We start from the raw sequence: 16277 nt of genomic DNA, 5'->3' as shown, positions 1-16277 counted from the left end.
ATTTGAGCGCGTCCGATGTCAGCCTGAATTTCTGAATGCGCTTTCCGGTGTCGACCTCGGCGGTATAGACGTTACCCTTGGCGTCAATCGCCATGGTGTCAATCAGGCCGGCGCGCGGAAACTCATCAGGGTGCGGGACTTGTAGTCGTAGAACTTGCCGGTCTCGGTCCAGTCAGGCGCGCACATCGGCACGATGAATTCGGCGACCTGCTCGGGCGTGTCGAGCGTCGCGGGGTCCTCGCCCGGCATCAGGGTGGCGCGCATGCGGGTGCGGACCGGGCCGGGGTTGAACAGATTGACGCGCAGCTTGGTGTTCGCCATCTCCTGCGCCCAGGCACGCGCCAGCGTTTCCAGTGCGGCCTTGGAGGCCGCGTAGGGGCCGACATAGGCGGTCGCCTTGTTGGCGGCGCCGGAGGTGACGAACACGGCGCGCCCGGCGTCGGACTGCCGCAGCAGCGGCTCCATGCAGCGGATCAGCTGGAAGTTCGCGGAGACGTTCACCGCCATCACGTCGTTGAACGCCTTCAGCTCGATGTGGCCGATCGGCGAGGACGGGCCGAGTACGCCGGCATTGCCGACGAGAATGTCGAGCTTGCCGTAGCGTTCGTGCAGGCCGGCGCCCAGCCGCGCGATGCCGTCGGAGTCGGTGAGGTTGAGCGGCACCAGGGTGGCGCTGCCGCCGTCCTTGCGGATCTCGTCGTCGAGTTCCTCCAGCCCGCCCTGCGTGCGCGCCACCGCAACGATATGCGCGCCGGCCTTGGCAAGGGCCTTGGCCGCGGCGAAGCCGATGCCGCGCGAGGCGCCGGTGACGAGAGCGATGCGGGAGGCGAGGGCTTGTGTCATCGTCGAATACTTCCGTCATGCCCGGGCTCGTCCCGGGCATCCACGTTCTTTGCGGCGGGTATTACAGACGTGGATGGCCGGGACAAGCCCGGCCATGACGAAAAAGGCAGCCGCTGACGAGCTCCCCGGGACGCCCCTTCGTCAGCTCGCCTCCGCCAGCAGCGACAATTGCCGCGGTTGCGGCTCGCTCTGGGTCTGGTCGGTGAGGTGGGTCGGATAGGCGCCGGTGAAGCAATGGTCCGAGAATTTCGGATTGGCGGGGTCGCGGCCGGGCTCGCCCATGGCGCGGTACATGCCGTCGATCGACAGGAACGCGAGCGAGTCCGCGCCGATGATCTCGCGCATCTCCTCGAGCGAATGCGTCGCCGCCAGGAGCCCGCCGCGGTCGGGCAGGTCGATGCCGTAATAGTCGGGATAGAGGATCGGGGGCGAAGCGAGGCGGAAATGGACTTCCTTGGCGCCGGCATCGCGCATCATGCGCACGATCTTCTTCGAGGTGGTGCCGCGCACCAGGGAGTCGTCGATCAGGATGATGCGCTTGCCTTCGATCGCGGCGCGGTTGGCCGAATGCTTCATGCGCACGCCGGATTCGCGGATCGCCTGCGTCGGCTGGATGAAGGTGCGGCCGACATAATGGTTGCGGATGATGCCGAGCTCGAACGGCACGCCGGAATACTGGCTGTAGCCGACCGCAGCGGGCACGCCGGAATCCGGCACCGGCACGACGACGTCGATCGGCACGTGGCTCTCGCGCGCGAGCTGCGCACCGAAGGCCTTGCGCACTTCGTACACCGAACGGCCGTGGACGATGGAGTCCGGCCGGGAGAAGTAGATGTATTCGAAGATGCAGGGACGCGGTGCCATCGGCGGGAACGGCTTGTGGATGTCCTGGCCGTTCTCGTCGAACACGATGACTTCGCCGGGTTCGATGTCGCGGACGAAGCGCGCGCCGATGATGTCGAGCGCGCAGGTCTCGGAGGTCAGGATCGGGCAGCCGTCGAGCTCGCCGAGCACCAGCGGGCGGATGCCGCGCGGATCGCGCGCGCCGACCAGCTTCTTGTTGGTCAGCGAGACCAGCGCATAGGCGCCTTCGATCTCGCGCAGCGCGTCGATATAGCGCTCGATGAAGCGGCTCCGTTTGGAGCGCGCGACCAGGTGCAGGATCACCTCGGTGTCGGTGGTCGACTGCATCATCGCGCCATGCCGTACCAGCTCGCGGCGCAGCGTCAGGCCGTTGGTGAGGTTGCCGTTATGCGCGACGGCGAGGCCGCCGGCATTGAGCTCGGCGAACAACGGCTGCACGTTGCGCAGGATGGTGGCGCCGGTGGTGGAATAGCGGACGTGGCCGACCGCGACATTGCCGGGCAGGCGGTCGATCACCTCGCGGCGGGAGAAGGTGTCGCCGACGAGGCCGAGGCGGCGTTCCGAGTGAAAGCGGCTGCCGTCGTAGGAGACGATGCCGGCGGCTTCCTGGCCGCGGTGCTGAAGGGCGTGAAGGCCGAGCGCGGTGATGGCGGCCGCATCGGGGTGACCGTAGATGCCGAACACGCCGCATTCCTCGCGCAGCGTATCCCCCTCCAGATCGTCCTGAAGCTCCAGCGCGGCCGGGCCCGGACCGGCGTTGGGATCGAGATCAAGTTGGGCGTCCTGGTCAGGGTGTCGCATCTCGTCCGCGCCTCTCTTTTGGGCTCAATCAACGCGCCGCAGGTTTCTCGATCAGCTTTTTCAGGCTGTCACGAGCAGGTTTACTGTATCCGTCGCCACTGCCCGAAGGCTGCTGCTCGGATTCAGCTTGGTCATCATCTGGTTTGTTTTTCTTGAATCTCTTCAAGATGGTGTTCTCGGGGTCGTCAGGCAAGAGGGCCATCAGCCAGTCCCCGGTTCCCTGGAGCACCACGCGGGACTTCGCCCCCGAGACCCAGTCCGGACGCTGCTTGTCCGGAACCAGCCAGGTGAAGAACAGGAAAGCGACCACGACGATCAAAAGCCCGCGAGCCAGGCCAAACAGGAAGCCGAGGGTGCGGTCCAGCGCGCCGATCCGCGAATCCAGGATCATGTCGGAGATCCGGACCGTGATCACGGAGACCACGACCAGGGTGCCCACGAACACGCCGGCGACGACAACCACGCTCGCGACCGTGTCGTTGTTGAAATAGGTCTTGGCGGTCGGCAGCAGCTTCGAGAACGAGTACAAAGTCACGATCGCCGCCGCGCCCCAGGCCGCAATCGACAGGATTTCGCGCATGAAGCCGCGGACCATCGCGAGCAGGCCCGAGATCAGCATCACACCGAGCAGGATCAGGTCGAGGAGTGTTACTGGCATCGGCTGGTCTGGTCCGCTCGTACTCTCAAAGGTGCTCAGCGAATCGGTGTTGGGCCGCTGCCTTAAAAGAGGGGCAGACGGCGTTCCCGGCAAGGCCGCAACCACGCAATCCCATGCTGCTTTTGTGACGGCTGTATAGCGGCGGGGGCCGGGGACGTCACCTCCACCTAACCCTCTCCGCGGCGGAATCTTGCCGGTGTGGCATTTTTCTCTGCCGGGGCGTTCGATTCGCCTCGGCGGGAGCCGCGGGCGGCGATCTCGGCCACCAATGTCGTCAGGCTGTTCACCGCCTTCAGCGACAATCCGGCATCGCCGCCGCTCTCGCCGCGTGCCGATTCGGGCAGCACGGCGCGCTGGAAGCCGAGTTTTGCCGCCTCCTTCAGCCGCGCCGGGGTCTGCGCCACGGGACGCACCACGCCGGAGAGCGAGATCTCGCCGAAATAAACGGCATCGGTGGGTAACTGCGCATTAACCAGGGACGACACCAGCGCCGCGGCGGCGGCGAGGTCGGCCGCGGGCTCATGGATGCGCAGGCCGCCGGCGACGTTCAGATAGACATCATGGCCCGACAGCTTGACCCCGCAATGCGCCTCCAGCACCGCCAGCACCATCGACAATCGGCTCGGGTCCCAGCCGACCACGGCGCGGCGCGGGGTGCCGAGCGAGGTCGGGGCCACCAGCGCCTGCAATTCGACCAGGACGGGCCTTGTGCCCTCGATGCCCGCAAAGACTGCGGTGCCGGGCGTGCCGAGATCGCGCTCGGACAGGAACAGCTCTGAGGGGTTGGTGACCTCGCGCAGCCCGAGGCCCGTCATCTCGAACACGCCGATCTCGTCGGTCGGGCCGAAGCGGTTCTTCACGGCGCGCAGGATGCGGAATTGCTGCGAGCCTTCGCCCTCGAACGACATCACCGCGTCGACCATGTGCTCGACCACGCGGGGACCTGCGATCTGGCCGTCCTTGGTGACGTGGCCGACCAGGATGATGGCGGCACCGGTCTTCTTGGCAAAGCGGATCAGCGCCTGTGCCGAGGCGCGCACCTGGGTGACGGTCCCCGGCGCGGATTCCACCGTGTCGGTCCACATGGTCTGGATCGAGTCGATCACGATCAGCCTGGGCACCGCCCCCTCCGACAGCGTCGAGACGATGTCCTCCACCGAGGTCTCGGCGGCGAGTTGGACCGGTGCGTCCGACAGCCCGAGCCGCTCGGCGCGCAGGCGCACCTGAGCGACCGCCTCTTCGCCGGAGATGTAGACCACGCGGTGGCCGGCGCGCGCCAGCAGGCTGGTGGCCTGCGTCAGCAGCGTCGACTTGCCGATCCCGGGATCGCCGCCGACCAGCAGCACCGAGCCGCGGACGAAGCCGCCGCCGGTGACGCGGTCGAGCTCGGTCATGCCTGAGGACAGGCGCGGCGCATCCGGGCTTTTCCCGGCAAGGCTCTCCAGCGCAAACGTTCGGCCCTTGCGTTTGGAGCGGATCGATACCGGCACGCTGCCGCTCGTGTCTTCCTCCGCGAGCGTATTCCACTCGCCGCAGGACTCGCACTTGCCCTGCCAGCGGTTATAGGCCGCGCCGCAGTTCTGGCAGACGAAGGAGAGGGTGCTCTTGGCCATGGGGGAAATAGCGGTCTCGGTGCAGCGGGCGAGCAGTTCTTAGCACGAATAGGAGCTGTGAAGGGCGATGGGTGCCGATGCATCCACCGCAAGCTTCAAGGGGCGACGTTAGCGCATGTCCAGATGCCGACGGGGCGCTCGAGACCGCGAATGGTCTGTGCCGGCCGCTCGACGAGCGCCGCGAAATCGGTACTCGAGTGATTCGGTTCGGCGTGGGCCTGTTGTACCAGCGCGTCGCTGACGACGATAGCGCATCCGAATTCGCGGGTCAGCGCTTCGAGGCGGCTCGCCGCATTCACGGTGGTCCCGATCACGGCGAATTCGAGCCGGTTGAGGCCGATATCGCCCAGCACCACTTGCCCGTAGTGCAAGCCGACGCTGACTTGGATCGGCGGTTCGTTGCGATCACTACGCTCGCTGTTCAACTTGGCGATCGAGGCGATCATGCCCCTCGCGCAACGCAAGGCGTTCAGCGCATCGGAATCGCCGACGAACGGCGTACCGAAAGTAGCCATGAGGCCATCCCCGAGATACTTGTCGAGCGTTCCGCCGTGCTGGAACACTTCCCGTTCCATTCGCTCATGGAATTGCCGCAGCGTCTCGATGACGTCCTTCGGGTTGCGTCCATCGGCATAGGCGGTGAATCCCACGATATCTGCAAACAGCACCGCGACGTCCTGCGTGCGGACCTTCGCGAGGGGCTCGTCATTGCCGGAGAGTTCATCGACGACGTTGGGGGAGAAGTAACGCGCCAGATTGGCGCGTTCGCGCTCGAGTCCGGCATGACTGATCAAGAGCGCATTGGAACGGCGCACCGCCAGCGCCAGGATAGCGGCGACGACAATGAATACGATCACTTGCTGGAAACGCTCGCCGAAACCAATCGAGGAGGGGTCGAGGATGTTGAACATGCGAATATCCGCACCGATCGCCTCCCTGACGCGCTCCGACAGCGCGGCATGGGTTTCCGGTTGCAGATAAGCCCAGCCGACGGCGATGGCCCAGAGTGCTCCGGTCCACATGCCAATCGCGAGCACCGTTCGCCAGGAATAAGCGAGCGTGGCAGTGGCGAGGAAAATGAAGAAATAGATGAAGCTGTCGAATCGGAATTGCATTCCGATCGGCCAGTGAACGTTGCTCCAGGGATTGGGCACGACGCTAAGGAAGGCCAACAACGCCAGATCGCAAAATATGAGGAAAAGTTCGGGACCAGAACGGCCGACCTTGCCGACCTTCAGTTGCGCCCAGCCGATGACGGCAAAGAAGCCAAGCATCAGGATGTAATAGACGACATCCCGGTTCGGGTTGATGAGTGACAGGGTAACGGCAGTAATCGCGAGCGCGACCCAGCGGGCCCGGACGGCCAGCAGCAGGCCATCACGCTTGCTGTCGGCAAGGGCAGCTTCGGCGAATTTGAGGGTGTCTTGTTGGCCGTCGGTTCGCCCGGCCGCTTTGCTTCGGAGACTTGTGATATCGGCCGCTTCCGCCAGTGCGCTCAAGACACATCTCCCCGGTCGAACATCAGATCGTGCGATCATGCACGGAGCGTCGATCAAGGTGGCACGCCTGAGAATTCGCGGCCACCCAGCGATGGCTGAGGGCACGGAAGGGACGCCTGATCGCCGGCGCTTCGATTATCTCAATCCGACACGATAGATATACCGTTCATTAGCTCTGTGCCGCTGTGGCCTGGTTGATTTTGCAAAGTGTTAGCGGACGCGGGTCCAATCTCGGAACCGATCGGGTTGGGAATGGAAATGCCGGGATTCCGACGAATATTGCTCGCCGCGGGCATGGCCTGCAGCATTTTCGCGTATGCCGGCGGTAGCCTTGCCAAGCCCCTCGACATCGTCTTCGTCAATCCCGGCAAGACCGGTGAGGTCTACTGGGACATGGTCGCGCAGACCATGCAGGCCGCCGGCCGCAGGCTCGACGCCCATGTCGAGGTGCTGACCAGCGAGCGGAATTATCGCACCATGCAGGAGCTCGGCTTCAGCGTGGTGGCACGTCCCGACAAGCCCGATTTCCTCATCCTGTCGAACGAGGAGTCCGCCGCCGTCCCGATCCTGGAGGCGGCCGAGGCTGCGGGCGTCAAGACGCTGCTGCTTTCGAACACGCTGATCGGCGAGGATGCGGCGCGTCTTGGACCGCCGCGCGAGAAGCTCAAGACCTGGCTCGGCGACATCACCACCGATCTGCAGACCGCGGGCGCACGGATGGCCAATGCGCTGATCGGGGTGGCGCGTGCCGAGAAATGGCAGAGCCCCGATGGCAAGATCCACATTCTCGGAATCGGCGGCGACGAGATCACCCCGGCCTCGATTGCCCGTAACGCCGGTCTCAAGCTGGCCTTGGATGCCGCGCCTGACGTCGTGGTGGACCGGCTGCTGTTCGCCAACTGGACGCAGTCGGAGGCCGAGCGGGTCACGGCGAATTACCTGGGCTGGGCTGCTCGCAAGGAGATCCGGCCTGCCGGCATATGGGCCGGGAACGATCCGATGGCGCTCGGCGCGCTCCGCGCGGCGATCGCAGCCGGCCTCGTGCCCGGTCGAAACATCCAGGTGGTGGGCCTCAACTGGTCGGAGGACGCGCTGCGCGAGATCAAGGCTGGTCGCCTGCTCCTGACCGACGGCGGGCATTTCCTGCTCGGCGGCTGGTCGATCGTTCTCCTGCGCGACTATGCCGATGGCTGCGATTTCGCGGCCGTTTCCCCGCACGTCGAGGTCAAGACGTCTGCGATCACGCGCGACAACCTCGCTTCGGTTGGCGACCTCATCAGGACGCGTGCGTTCGACCGGATCGATTTTGCGCGGTTCCATGCGAAGGCCGGACGCTGCGGCCAATATGACTTCTCCCTCGATGCGCTCATCTCGTCGCTGCCGCTTGCCGAAGGCGTTGCGGACTGATGCGGGAGGATGAGGCGATGACCGATCCGGATCGCAACGAGCAGGCGGCGCCACCGCGCCTGCGCTCGGTCGTCGACGCGATGATCTGGGCCACCGTGCCCGTTCTGCTGCTGGTGCAACTGCTCGCCTCCGCCGGCGTCGAGGCATCGAGCTTCTGGTCTCAGGTCAGGCAGCTCGACGCCCGCATCGCCCGCGTCGCCGAGAGCCGGGCCGAGCTGATCGCCGAGCCGCTGTGGAAGATGCGTTACGACAAGGTCACCGGCGTGCTCAACGAGATCATGCACGACGAGACCATCGCCGCGGCGGCGGTCTATGACGATACCGGCGCCGCCATTGCCCGCGTGGTCGCGCGGGCCGAAGACCAGGCGGTCGCGGAAGTCTCGCGCCCGATCCACTACAGCAATGGCAACATGGCCGTTGAGGCCGGCCGCATCGCCATCGCTTATTCGCGTGCGACGCTGTACGCGGATGCGGGCAGCCGCCTGCTGCTGCTGCTGGTGGTCGGCCTGCTCGCGACGTTTGCGACCCTGATCGCCATGCGGATCTCCGCCAACATCTTCATCGGCCGGCCGCTGGCGGCCATGATGTCGGCGATACAGCGCAGCAAGCAGGATCGCCGGGCCTATCCGGCGGACGTCACGTCCTCGAACGAATTCGGCCAGCTCGCGCGCGCCTTCAACGCCATGCAGCACACGACGTCAGGCGCGCTGGACCGGCTCGGGCACATGGCCACGCACGATCCGCTCACGGGGCTGCCGAACCGGCGCTCCCTGACCGAGCGCCTGGCCGTGGCGAGCCGGGACGGAGGCTCGCCGGATACGCTGGTCGCATTCTGCTTCATCGATCTCGACGACTTCAAGGGCATCAACGACACCTTCGGTCACGAGGCCGGCGACAAGTTCCTGGTTCAGATTTCGGAGCGTCTTCGTAGTGCGGTCGAAGCGGAGGACTGGGTTGCCCGACTAGGCGGCGACGAGTTCGTCGTCATTCGTCCCGAGGTGAGCCACGAGCAGGCGGCGCACGCATTCGCTCAGCATGTGCTGGAGGCCATTTCCGAACCGATCCGCCTCCACGACAAGCAAGTGGTGCCGCGTGCCAGCATCGGCCTTGCCGTGCGCCGCGCCGACGATCCGGAGCTGTCGCATCTGCCGACGCTCGCCGACATCGCGCTCTATCATGCCAAGAGCAAGGCGCCGGGCACGGTCGCCGTGCTGGACGAAGCGCTCCAGCGCGACTACCGCCGCCGCAGGGATCTCGAGCTCGCCATTCCCACCGGCTTCGCCGAGGGGCAGTTCGAGGTCTGGTACCAGAGCCAAGTCGATCTCGAAACCCACGACATCGTCGGTCTGGAAGCGCTGATCCGCTGGCGCCATCCTGAACACGGCGTGATCGGCCCCGGCGAATTCCTGCCGCTGATCGAGCGCAGCGGCAACAATGCGCGGCTGACCCGCTACGTGCTGACCGATGCCTGCTGGGCCTTGCAACGGTTGGCCGCCGCCGGCAGGCCGCAGATCCGGATCGCGATCAATTTGCCGCCGTCCGAACTTGCCGACCATTCGCTCGCCGCCGAGCTGGGTGCGACCTGTGCGCGCTTCGATGTTCCGGCCTCATCTCTCGAGCTCGAGATCACCGAGGGGTCGCTGATCAACAACATCGCCAGCGCCTCCGAAACGCTGCATCGCCTGCGGCGCCTCGGCGCCACGATCGCGCTCGACGATTTCGGCACCGGCTACAGCTCGCTGGCTCATCTCAGGCGCTTCCCGCTCGACAAGGTCAAGATCGACAAGGCATTCATCCGGGAGATTCCCGACAGCGCTGAAGACAAGGCCATCGTCGGCGTGATCGCATCGCTCGCCGACACGCTGGGGCTGACCCTGGTCGCAGAGGGCATCGAGCACGCCGAGCAGGCCGAGGCCATGCGTGATATGGGCGTGAGGTTCGGGCAGGGCTTCCTCTATCAGCGGCCGCAGCCGCTCGAGGCCCTGTTGCAACGGCTCCACAGGCAGCCGGCGGCGCCGAGACGGGGCACCACCGAGAGCCCATCGATCGCGCCGGAATTCGCCGCCTGAACGCGGCCCTCTTACGGCTGGGCCGCGCTCCAGAGCATCGAGAGCCCGGCTGCGATCATGATCGCATCCATCACCAGGCGGAACACGTCCGGCCTCAGATGCAGCACGAAGCGTTTTGCGATGAAGGCACCTGACATCAGCGAGCAGCCCGCGATCAGGCCCTTCATGAACACGTCGCCCGTCAGCGCGCCGAAACGCTCGAAGGTCACTGATTTCGCGAAGTAGAGGCCGAGCGATGAGGCCGCTTCGGTGGCGAGGAAAGCGCCCTTGCTGAGGCCGTAGAACAGGAACAGCGGCACGCTGAGCGGGCCGGTCGAGACCACGATGCCGGTGAGATAGCCGATGACTGCGCCGCCGACGGCCAGATGCCAGAGATTGGCCTTGAGGTCATGCCGCGCCAGCCAGTGCCGCACCGGCACCATGGCAATCAGGAAGATGCCGATCGTGAGATCGACGACGTGCGAGGGCAGCGCCAGCAAGGTCCGCGCACCGAGCGCTGCGGCGGGAATGCCCGTGACCGAATAGGCCGCGCAGGCCCGCCAATCGACCTCACGCCACCAGGCCAGGATCCGCGAGAAGTTCGCCATCACGGAAGCGACCGCCATGATCGGCACGGCCTCCTTCGGCCCATAGGCATAGACCAGCACCGGCATCAGCATGATCGACGAGCCGGTGCCGACGATGCCTGAGATGGTGCCGGCGACGAGGCCGACGCTGAGGACGAAGAGAAAGGCCAACACAGTCTCCACGAATCGGGAGAGTTTAGCCCCTGGCAGCAATACCGGCGATCCGCGTCGGGCGAGGGAACCTGTGCTGCGCATGCGCATGCCGGTGTGAGCTCCGGCTCCGAGGCGTTCGGTGAAAGCGGCTCCGCAGCGACAATTGCGCGTTGCGGCGACACGCCGTCACGGAGCATGGCCGCAAACGCCGCCGACAAAGGTGTTGCCGGTGAGGCTGATGAGCTCCGTCGCCATTCACGGGTCATCCTCACTGGAACGGGCGCGAGATTCCAGACGACGGCGCCCGAGATCGATTTGGGTCTCTTCGGCCACGGAGTGGCTGAATTTCGGTCCGATCTTGCGGCGCGCTGTGCGAGTTGCCATCATCCATGCAAACCGCGATCATGATGCCGTGACCCTGACGTCTCTCAGATGCAACGTCCGCCGCCTTTACGAGGGTGCAACGCCGAGCGGCGTGCGCTTCCGCTATGCGCTGCTCGTCTTCGACATCGTGACGGTGCTGTTCATCATCGCAACCTCGTTCCTGCAGCCCAGTGAGATCATTGAAACGCTCGATGTCCTGTTCGGCGTCATGCTACTTGCCGACTTCTCGGCTCGGCTCCTCGTCGATCGGCATCCGTTTCGAAAAATCACTGAAATCGCAACGTGGGCCGACATGGTTGCGATCGTATCCTTCCTGGCGCCGCTTGCCGGCGAGGCGGGCGGTTTTCTCCGGATCCTGCGAACCTTGGGGCTGCTTCGTGACTATCAGATGCTGGTGAGGTTGCGCATCGATTCTCCGTTCTTTCGCCGCAACGAAGACGTCATCTTCGCCGTCACGAACCTGGCAGTCTTCATATTCGTCATGACCGGGATCGTTTACGAGACTCAGAAATTTCGCAACGACGAGATCCGGAACTATGCCGACGCCCTGTATTTCACCGTCACGGCACTGACGACGACCGGCTTTGGCGACATTACCCTGTCGGGTACGGTCGGTCGTTTGATAACCGTCGTGATCATGATTTTCGGCGTAACGCTGTTCTTCAATCTCGCCCGCGCGCTCCTCAGTCCCAACAAGGTGCGATTTCCGTGTCCGGCTTGCGGGCTCCAGAGGCACGACGCCGATGCGGTGCATTGCAAGGCCTGTGGAACTCTTCTCAACATTCCGGACGAAGGGGCAGTCTGAAGAGCCTCTCGCTGCTGGCGACGCCGCCAATGCGCGCTTGCTCGACGCTTTCGATCTGGATGCAGTGCCTGTGAACGTCATCGACGGCAGGAACTTGCGGTGAAGGTCACCGCAGCACCACCCACGCCGGCGCGTGATCGCTCGCGCCATCCTCGCCGCGGATCTTCCTGTCGACGCCGGCTTTTGCCAGACGCGGGGCGAGGGCAGGGCTGAGCAGGAGATGATCGAGCCGCAGCCCTGCGTCGCGCGGCCAGCGGTTTCGCTTGTAGTCCCAGAACGTGTAGATGCGCTGGCCCGGGTAGAGCTCGCGCACCGCGTCGCACCAGCCTTGTTCGACCAGCGACGCAAAGGCCGCGCGGCTCTTCGGCTGGATCAGCGCATCCTTGTCCCATGACCGCGTTGGATAGATGTCGATCTCGGTTGGTGCGACGTTGTAGTCGCCGGCGAGCACCACGGGCAGGTCCTGCTTGATGAACGTCTTGGCGTGGCGCTTGAGCCGCGCGAACCAGTCGAGCTTGTAGTCGAATTTCGGCCCCGGCTGCGGATTGCCGTTGGGCAGGTAGATGCTGGTGACGATGATGCCGCGCACGGCGGCTTCGATGTAGCGGGCTTCGAGATCGCCAGGCCTTCCCGGCAAGCGGTCGCGGGTGAGAATGGGCTCGGCATTGCGGGCAAGGATGGCGACGCCGTTCCATGTCTTCTGTCCACACCATACCGCGCCGTAGCCGGCCTTTTCGATCGCAGCCGCCGGAAATTCGCCATCACTTGCCTTCAACTCTTGAAGCGCGACGACATCGGGCTTTGCGACGCGCATCCATGCCAACAGATTGGGCAGGCGGCGGTTGATGTTGTTGATGTTGAATGTCGCGATCTTCATGTAGAGCTACCGGCTCCTGCGTTCCGTCACCGGAGATACAATGTCCAAAATGAGCTTTGTTGCCATCGCACTCGTCGTCGCGTTCTCCGGAGGCGCATCGGCACAATCGTCCGATCCGCGCGGCGCGTGCAAGGCGGACTACGACAAATTCTGCGCCGGCATCGCGCCGGGCGGCGGTCGGGTCGTCGCCTGCCTCAACGGCAAGCGCGACCAGCTCAGCGACACCTGCAAGGCGGCCCTGGACAGCCGCAAGAAGTAAGCAGGGCAGCCAATCTCGCGTCCCGGACAAGCCGCGTCGCGAAAGCGATGCGGCGCGGAGACCCGGAAAGCGAGGGGGCAATGCGGAGAGACGGACCCGGCGCTACAGTGCACCGCTGAAGGAGCGCTGCGCTGCGTCCGGGGCACGAAAGCGTGTCGATCAGGTCGGCAGGGGCGGTGGGCTTGCGGGCTGCTCGATGGGCGGCGGTGGGAGCGGCTGCTCGGCTCCCGTCGGCAGCGACGGCCGTTCCAGCGGCTCCATCACATCGCCGCCCTTGTAGACGCGCGCATAGCGGTGGCCGAGGCTCGTCAGCACCTCGTAGCCGATCGTGCCGAAATGGTGCGCGAGTTCGTCGACGGTGATGCCGTCGCCGAGCAGCGTCACCATGTGACCGCGCCGCGCCGCGTTCGGCGGCAGGTCGGTGATGTCGATGGCGATGAGGTCCATCGAGATGCGGCCCGCGATCGGGCAGCGCTTGCCGGCCACGATGACGTCGGCGCCGCGGGTGCCGTCATTGGAGCTGGCGGCACGGAAATAACCGTCGGCATAACCGACCGCGATGATCGCAAGTTTCGTCGGCCGCCGCGCGGTCCAGGTGCCGCCATAGCCGACGCTCTCGCCGCGCTCGACATTGCGGATCTGCACGATGCGCGCCTTGAGCTCGACCACCTGCTGCATAGGATTGTCGGCCTCCGGCGTCGGATTGACGCCGTAGAGCGCAGCCCCTGGTCGGACCAGATCGAACTGGAATGGCGCACCGAGGAAGATGCCCGAGGAATTCGCGAGGGCCGCCGGGACGCCCGTGAACTCGCTGGCAATGCTGCGGAAGGTCGCGAGCTGCTTGGCATTCATCGGGCTGTTGAGCTGCTCGGCCGAGACCAGATGGCTCATCACCAGCGTGATGCCGTGATCGCCGGCGTTGATGCGGGGGATGATGGCCTGTGCGTCCGCAAGCGTCAGGCCGAGCCGGTTCATGCCGGTGTCGATGTGAACAGCCGCGCCGCCGGTCCAGCCGCTGCGGCGGCAGAATACGTCCCATTCGGCGAGCTCGTTCAGATCGCCGATCACCGGACGGCAATTGATCTTGGCGTAGTGCTCGCCGGTATTCTGGAAATAGCCGCCGAGCACGTAGATCGTGGGCTCCGGCACGGCGGCGCGCACCTTGCGCGCCTCCTCGAGGGTGGCGACGAAGAAGGTCCTGCAGCCCGCTTTGCTCAGCGCCCGTGACACCTGCTCGGCGCCGCAGCCATAGGCGTCGGCCTTGATCACCGCCGAGCATTCGGCCGGCACCGCCGTCTTCTCGAGCTTGCGCCAATTGGCGATGATCGCATCGAGATCGACGGTCAGCACGCCGCCATAGGCCGCGAGCGCGGCAGCCTGATTGGCCTCTGCGGAGGAAAGGCCGGATTGCGGGATCGGTTTCGGGTCGGACGCCATTGTCATGGCGCCGTTTTACGCAAGAGGCAGGTCCGGTTCAAGGAACTCAGTAGTCGTTGTCGCTGCGAGTCGGCAGCTGGCTGTCAGGCGCAAGATCGCCGAACCGCGTGACCGAGGCTTCGAACGCCAGATCGACGGTGCCGGTGGGGCCGTGGCGCTGCTTGCCGATGATGACCTCGGCCTTTCCGTGCGCAAGACTCATGTCGAGCTGCCACTTCTCGTGTTCAGGCGTGCCTGGGCGGGGCTCCTTCATCGCGAGGTAATATTCCTCGCGGTAAACGAACAGCACAACGTCGGCGTCCTGCTCGATCGATCCGGATTCGCGCAAGTCGGAGAGCTGCGGCCGTTTGTCGTCGCGGGATTCGACCTGGCGTGAAAGCTGGGACAGCGCGATCACGGGAACGTTGAGCTCCTTGGCGAGCGCTTTCAGGCTGGTGGTGATCTCGGTGATTTCCTGCACGCGGCTGTCACTGGCGCGCTTGCTCGAGCCCGAGAGCAGCTGGATGTAGTCGATCACGAGCAGATCGAGGCCCTTCTGGCGCTTCAGCCGTCGCGCCCGCGCCATCAGCTGCGCGATCGACAGACCGCCGGTGGCATCGACGTAGAACGGCAGCGATTGCAGCTCGATCGAGACCTCCCGGATCTTCTCGAAATCGGCTTCCGAGATGCCGCCGCGGCGGATGTGGGAGGAGGGAACGCCGGTGCGCTCGGCCACGATACGCGTGGCGAGCTGGTCGGCCGACATTTCGCAGGAGAAGAAGCCGATCACGCCGCCATTGGCAGCCTTCGTGGTGCCGTCGGCCTGGAGTTCCGGAACGTAGGCTCGTGCGACATTGTAGGCGATGTTGGTCGCGAGCGAGGTCTTGCCCATGCCGGGACGGCCCGCGACGATGATGAGGTCGGAGTGCTGCAGGCCGCCCATCTTGGTGTCGAGGTCGCGCATGCCCGTCGAGATGCCCGACAGCTTTCCGTCGCGCTGGAAAGCCTTTGCCGCCAGATCGACCGCGACCGCCAGCGCCTGCGAGAACTTCTGGAAACCGCCGTCGTAACGGCCGGACTCGGCGAGTTCATAAAGCTTGCGCTCGGCGTCCTCGATTTGCGCCCGTGGCTGGAAGTCGACCGGTGCGTCGTAGGCGACGTTGACCATGTCCTCGCCGATGCCGATCAGGTCGCGCCGCAACGACAGGTCGTAGACGGTGCGGCCATAGTCCTGGGCGTTGATGATGGTGGTGGCTTCGGCGGCGAGCCGCGCCAGATATTGTCCGATGGTCATGCCGCCGACATCGGTATCGGCGGGCAGGAACGTCTTCAGCGTGACGGGCGTCGCGATCTTGCCCATCCGGATCAGGCTGCCGGCGGTCTCGAAGATCGTCTGGTGCAGCGGCTCGAAGAAATGCTTCGCCTCCAGGAAGTCGGAGACGCGGTAGAAGGCGTCGTTGTTGACCAGGATCGCGCCCAGAAGGCTCTGTTCCGCCTCGATATTGTGCGGCGCGCTCCGATAGGCGGGAGTCCCGGCATCGGGCGCGAGTTTGAGAACGTTCGAATCAGTCAGGGCCATGGTCGGAGGTGCTTAGCAATTTTCTTGGGCAGATGCGGGGCCGGGATAAAGCGCCGCCGCAGGCGAAAGCGGAAGCAAAAGCTGATCGCTATCAACCGCTCAGTTAAAATGGTGGATGATTAGCGGTCGCAGCATGCGCCGCGCTTGACGCATTTCCGCGGAACTCGCGCGGCGCGGCAGCGGCCGCGCCATCGAAAAAGACTGAAACCCATGAACCCTATCGACCGGCGGGCAGACGTATTGAGAGCGCGCGAAATGACGCACGCTGGCCGCGTTCGGCTCGGTTCAGACCAGCAGGAGGTAGACCAGCGCAACCAGGGCGGCCCCGACGCCGGTGACGATCAGGGCATAATCGGTACGGAGGTCGTCCGGCACGTCGAATGAGGTTCGGGTCTCTTTGCTCATGGCGACGGTCTAAGACAGCCCCGACCAGACTTATGTGAAGCAGATCACATCTCCCCGGATTCTTTCGGGGATAATGCGG

13 protein-coding genes are annotated in these 16277 nt (G+C 65.0%); 4 read left to right on the top strand and 9 right to left on the bottom strand.

Going from position 1 to position 16277, the window contains the following annotated elements; translation table 11 throughout:
* Positions 1-102 precede the first annotated feature (102 nt).
* From AC1RQP_RS05145 to AC1RQP_RS05125, 5 genes are all read right to left on the bottom strand, one after another.
* Positions 103-843, bottom strand: coding sequence for an SDR family NAD(P)-dependent oxidoreductase (locus AC1RQP_RS05145; RefSeq protein ID WP_492936127.1), 741 nt, complete (start codon positions 841-843; stop codon positions 103-105).
* A 141-nt stretch (positions 844-984) separates the two neighbouring features.
* Positions 985-2508 (bottom strand): amidophosphoribosyltransferase, encoded by a 1524-nt coding sequence (gene purF / locus AC1RQP_RS05140; protein ID WP_239623218.1) that lies wholly within the window; start codon positions 2506-2508, stop codon positions 985-987.
* Positions 2509-2536: 28 nt separating this feature from the next.
* Positions 2537-3166 carry a CvpA family protein gene (locus AC1RQP_RS05135; protein WP_061876699.1) on the bottom strand — a complete coding sequence of 210 codons (630 nt, stop codon included), beginning with the start codon at positions 3164-3166 and terminating at the stop codon, positions 2537-2539.
* A gap of 167 nt (positions 3167-3333) precedes the next feature.
* Positions 3334-4779: a DNA repair protein RadA gene (radA, locus tag AC1RQP_RS05130; RefSeq protein WP_492936126.1), complete on the bottom strand. Its 1446-nt coding sequence runs from the start codon at positions 4777-4779 to the stop codon at positions 3334-3336.
* Positions 4780-4874: 95 nt separating this feature from the next.
* A complete protein-coding gene (locus tag AC1RQP_RS05125) occupies positions 4875-6278 on the bottom strand; it encodes an adenylate/guanylate cyclase domain-containing protein (RefSeq protein WP_492936125.1) in 1404 nt (467 codons plus the stop codon).
* Positions 6279-6536: 258 nt separating this feature from the next.
* Between AC1RQP_RS05125 and AC1RQP_RS05120 the strand changes: the two genes are divergently transcribed.
* Together AC1RQP_RS05120 and AC1RQP_RS05115 are read left to right on the top strand one after the other, a co-directional pair.
* Entirely contained in the window at positions 6537-7685 is a 1149-nt protein-coding gene (locus tag AC1RQP_RS05120) for an ABC transporter substrate-binding protein (protein ID WP_492936124.1), read from the top strand.
* Positions 7685-9754 carry a putative bifunctional diguanylate cyclase/phosphodiesterase gene (locus tag AC1RQP_RS05115; RefSeq protein ID WP_492936123.1) on the top strand — a complete coding sequence of 690 codons (2070 nt, stop codon included), beginning with the start codon at positions 7685-7687 and terminating at the stop codon, positions 9752-9754. The genes AC1RQP_RS05120 and AC1RQP_RS05115 overlap by 1 nt, the downstream gene beginning before the upstream one ends.
* A gap of 11 nt (positions 9755-9765) precedes the next feature.
* Here AC1RQP_RS05115 and AC1RQP_RS05110 read toward each other — a convergent pair whose 3' ends face one another.
* Positions 9766-10491, bottom strand: a complete 726-nt coding sequence (locus AC1RQP_RS05110; RefSeq protein ID WP_492936122.1) for a sulfite exporter TauE/SafE family protein — start codon at positions 10489-10491, stop codon at positions 9766-9768.
* A 394-nt stretch (positions 10492-10885) separates the two neighbouring features.
* Between AC1RQP_RS05110 and AC1RQP_RS05105 the strand changes: the two genes are divergently transcribed.
* The gene (locus AC1RQP_RS05105) at positions 10886-11662 is read left to right on the top strand and encodes a potassium channel family protein (RefSeq protein ID WP_492936385.1); all 777 of its coding nucleotides are present in this window, start codon (positions 10886-10888) and stop codon (positions 11660-11662) included.
* A gap of 106 nt (positions 11663-11768) precedes the next feature.
* On the opposite strand, the gene AC1RQP_RS05100 is transcribed toward AC1RQP_RS05105, so the two are convergent.
* Complete coding sequence (locus AC1RQP_RS05100) at positions 11769-12539, bottom strand: exodeoxyribonuclease III (RefSeq protein WP_492936121.1); 771 nt, start codon at positions 12537-12539, stop codon at positions 11769-11771.
* A 40-nt stretch (positions 12540-12579) separates the two neighbouring features.
* Here AC1RQP_RS05100 and AC1RQP_RS05095 point away from each other — a divergent pair, with 40 nt between their 5' ends.
* Entirely contained in the window at positions 12580-12798 is a 219-nt protein-coding gene (locus AC1RQP_RS05095; RefSeq protein ID WP_492936120.1) for a cysteine rich repeat-containing protein, read from the top strand.
* A gap of 159 nt (positions 12799-12957) precedes the next feature.
* On the opposite strand, the gene alr is transcribed toward AC1RQP_RS05095, so the two are convergent.
* Together alr and AC1RQP_RS05085 are read right to left on the bottom strand one after the other, a co-directional pair.
* Entirely contained in the window at positions 12958-14235 is a 1278-nt protein-coding gene (alr, locus tag AC1RQP_RS05090; RefSeq protein WP_492936384.1) for an alanine racemase, read from the bottom strand.
* Positions 14236-14281: 46 nt separating this feature from the next.
* A complete protein-coding gene (locus tag AC1RQP_RS05085) occupies positions 14282-15793 on the bottom strand; it encodes a replicative DNA helicase (protein ID WP_239623225.1) in 1512 nt (503 codons plus the stop codon).
* Positions 15794-16277 lie beyond the last annotated feature (484 nt).

This window comes from Bradyrhizobium sp. GW821-FHT13H06 (assembly GCF_058803975.1).
The sequence above is the reverse complement of the archived record's forward strand: the minus strand, read 5'-3'. Positions and strand labels throughout refer to the sequence as shown.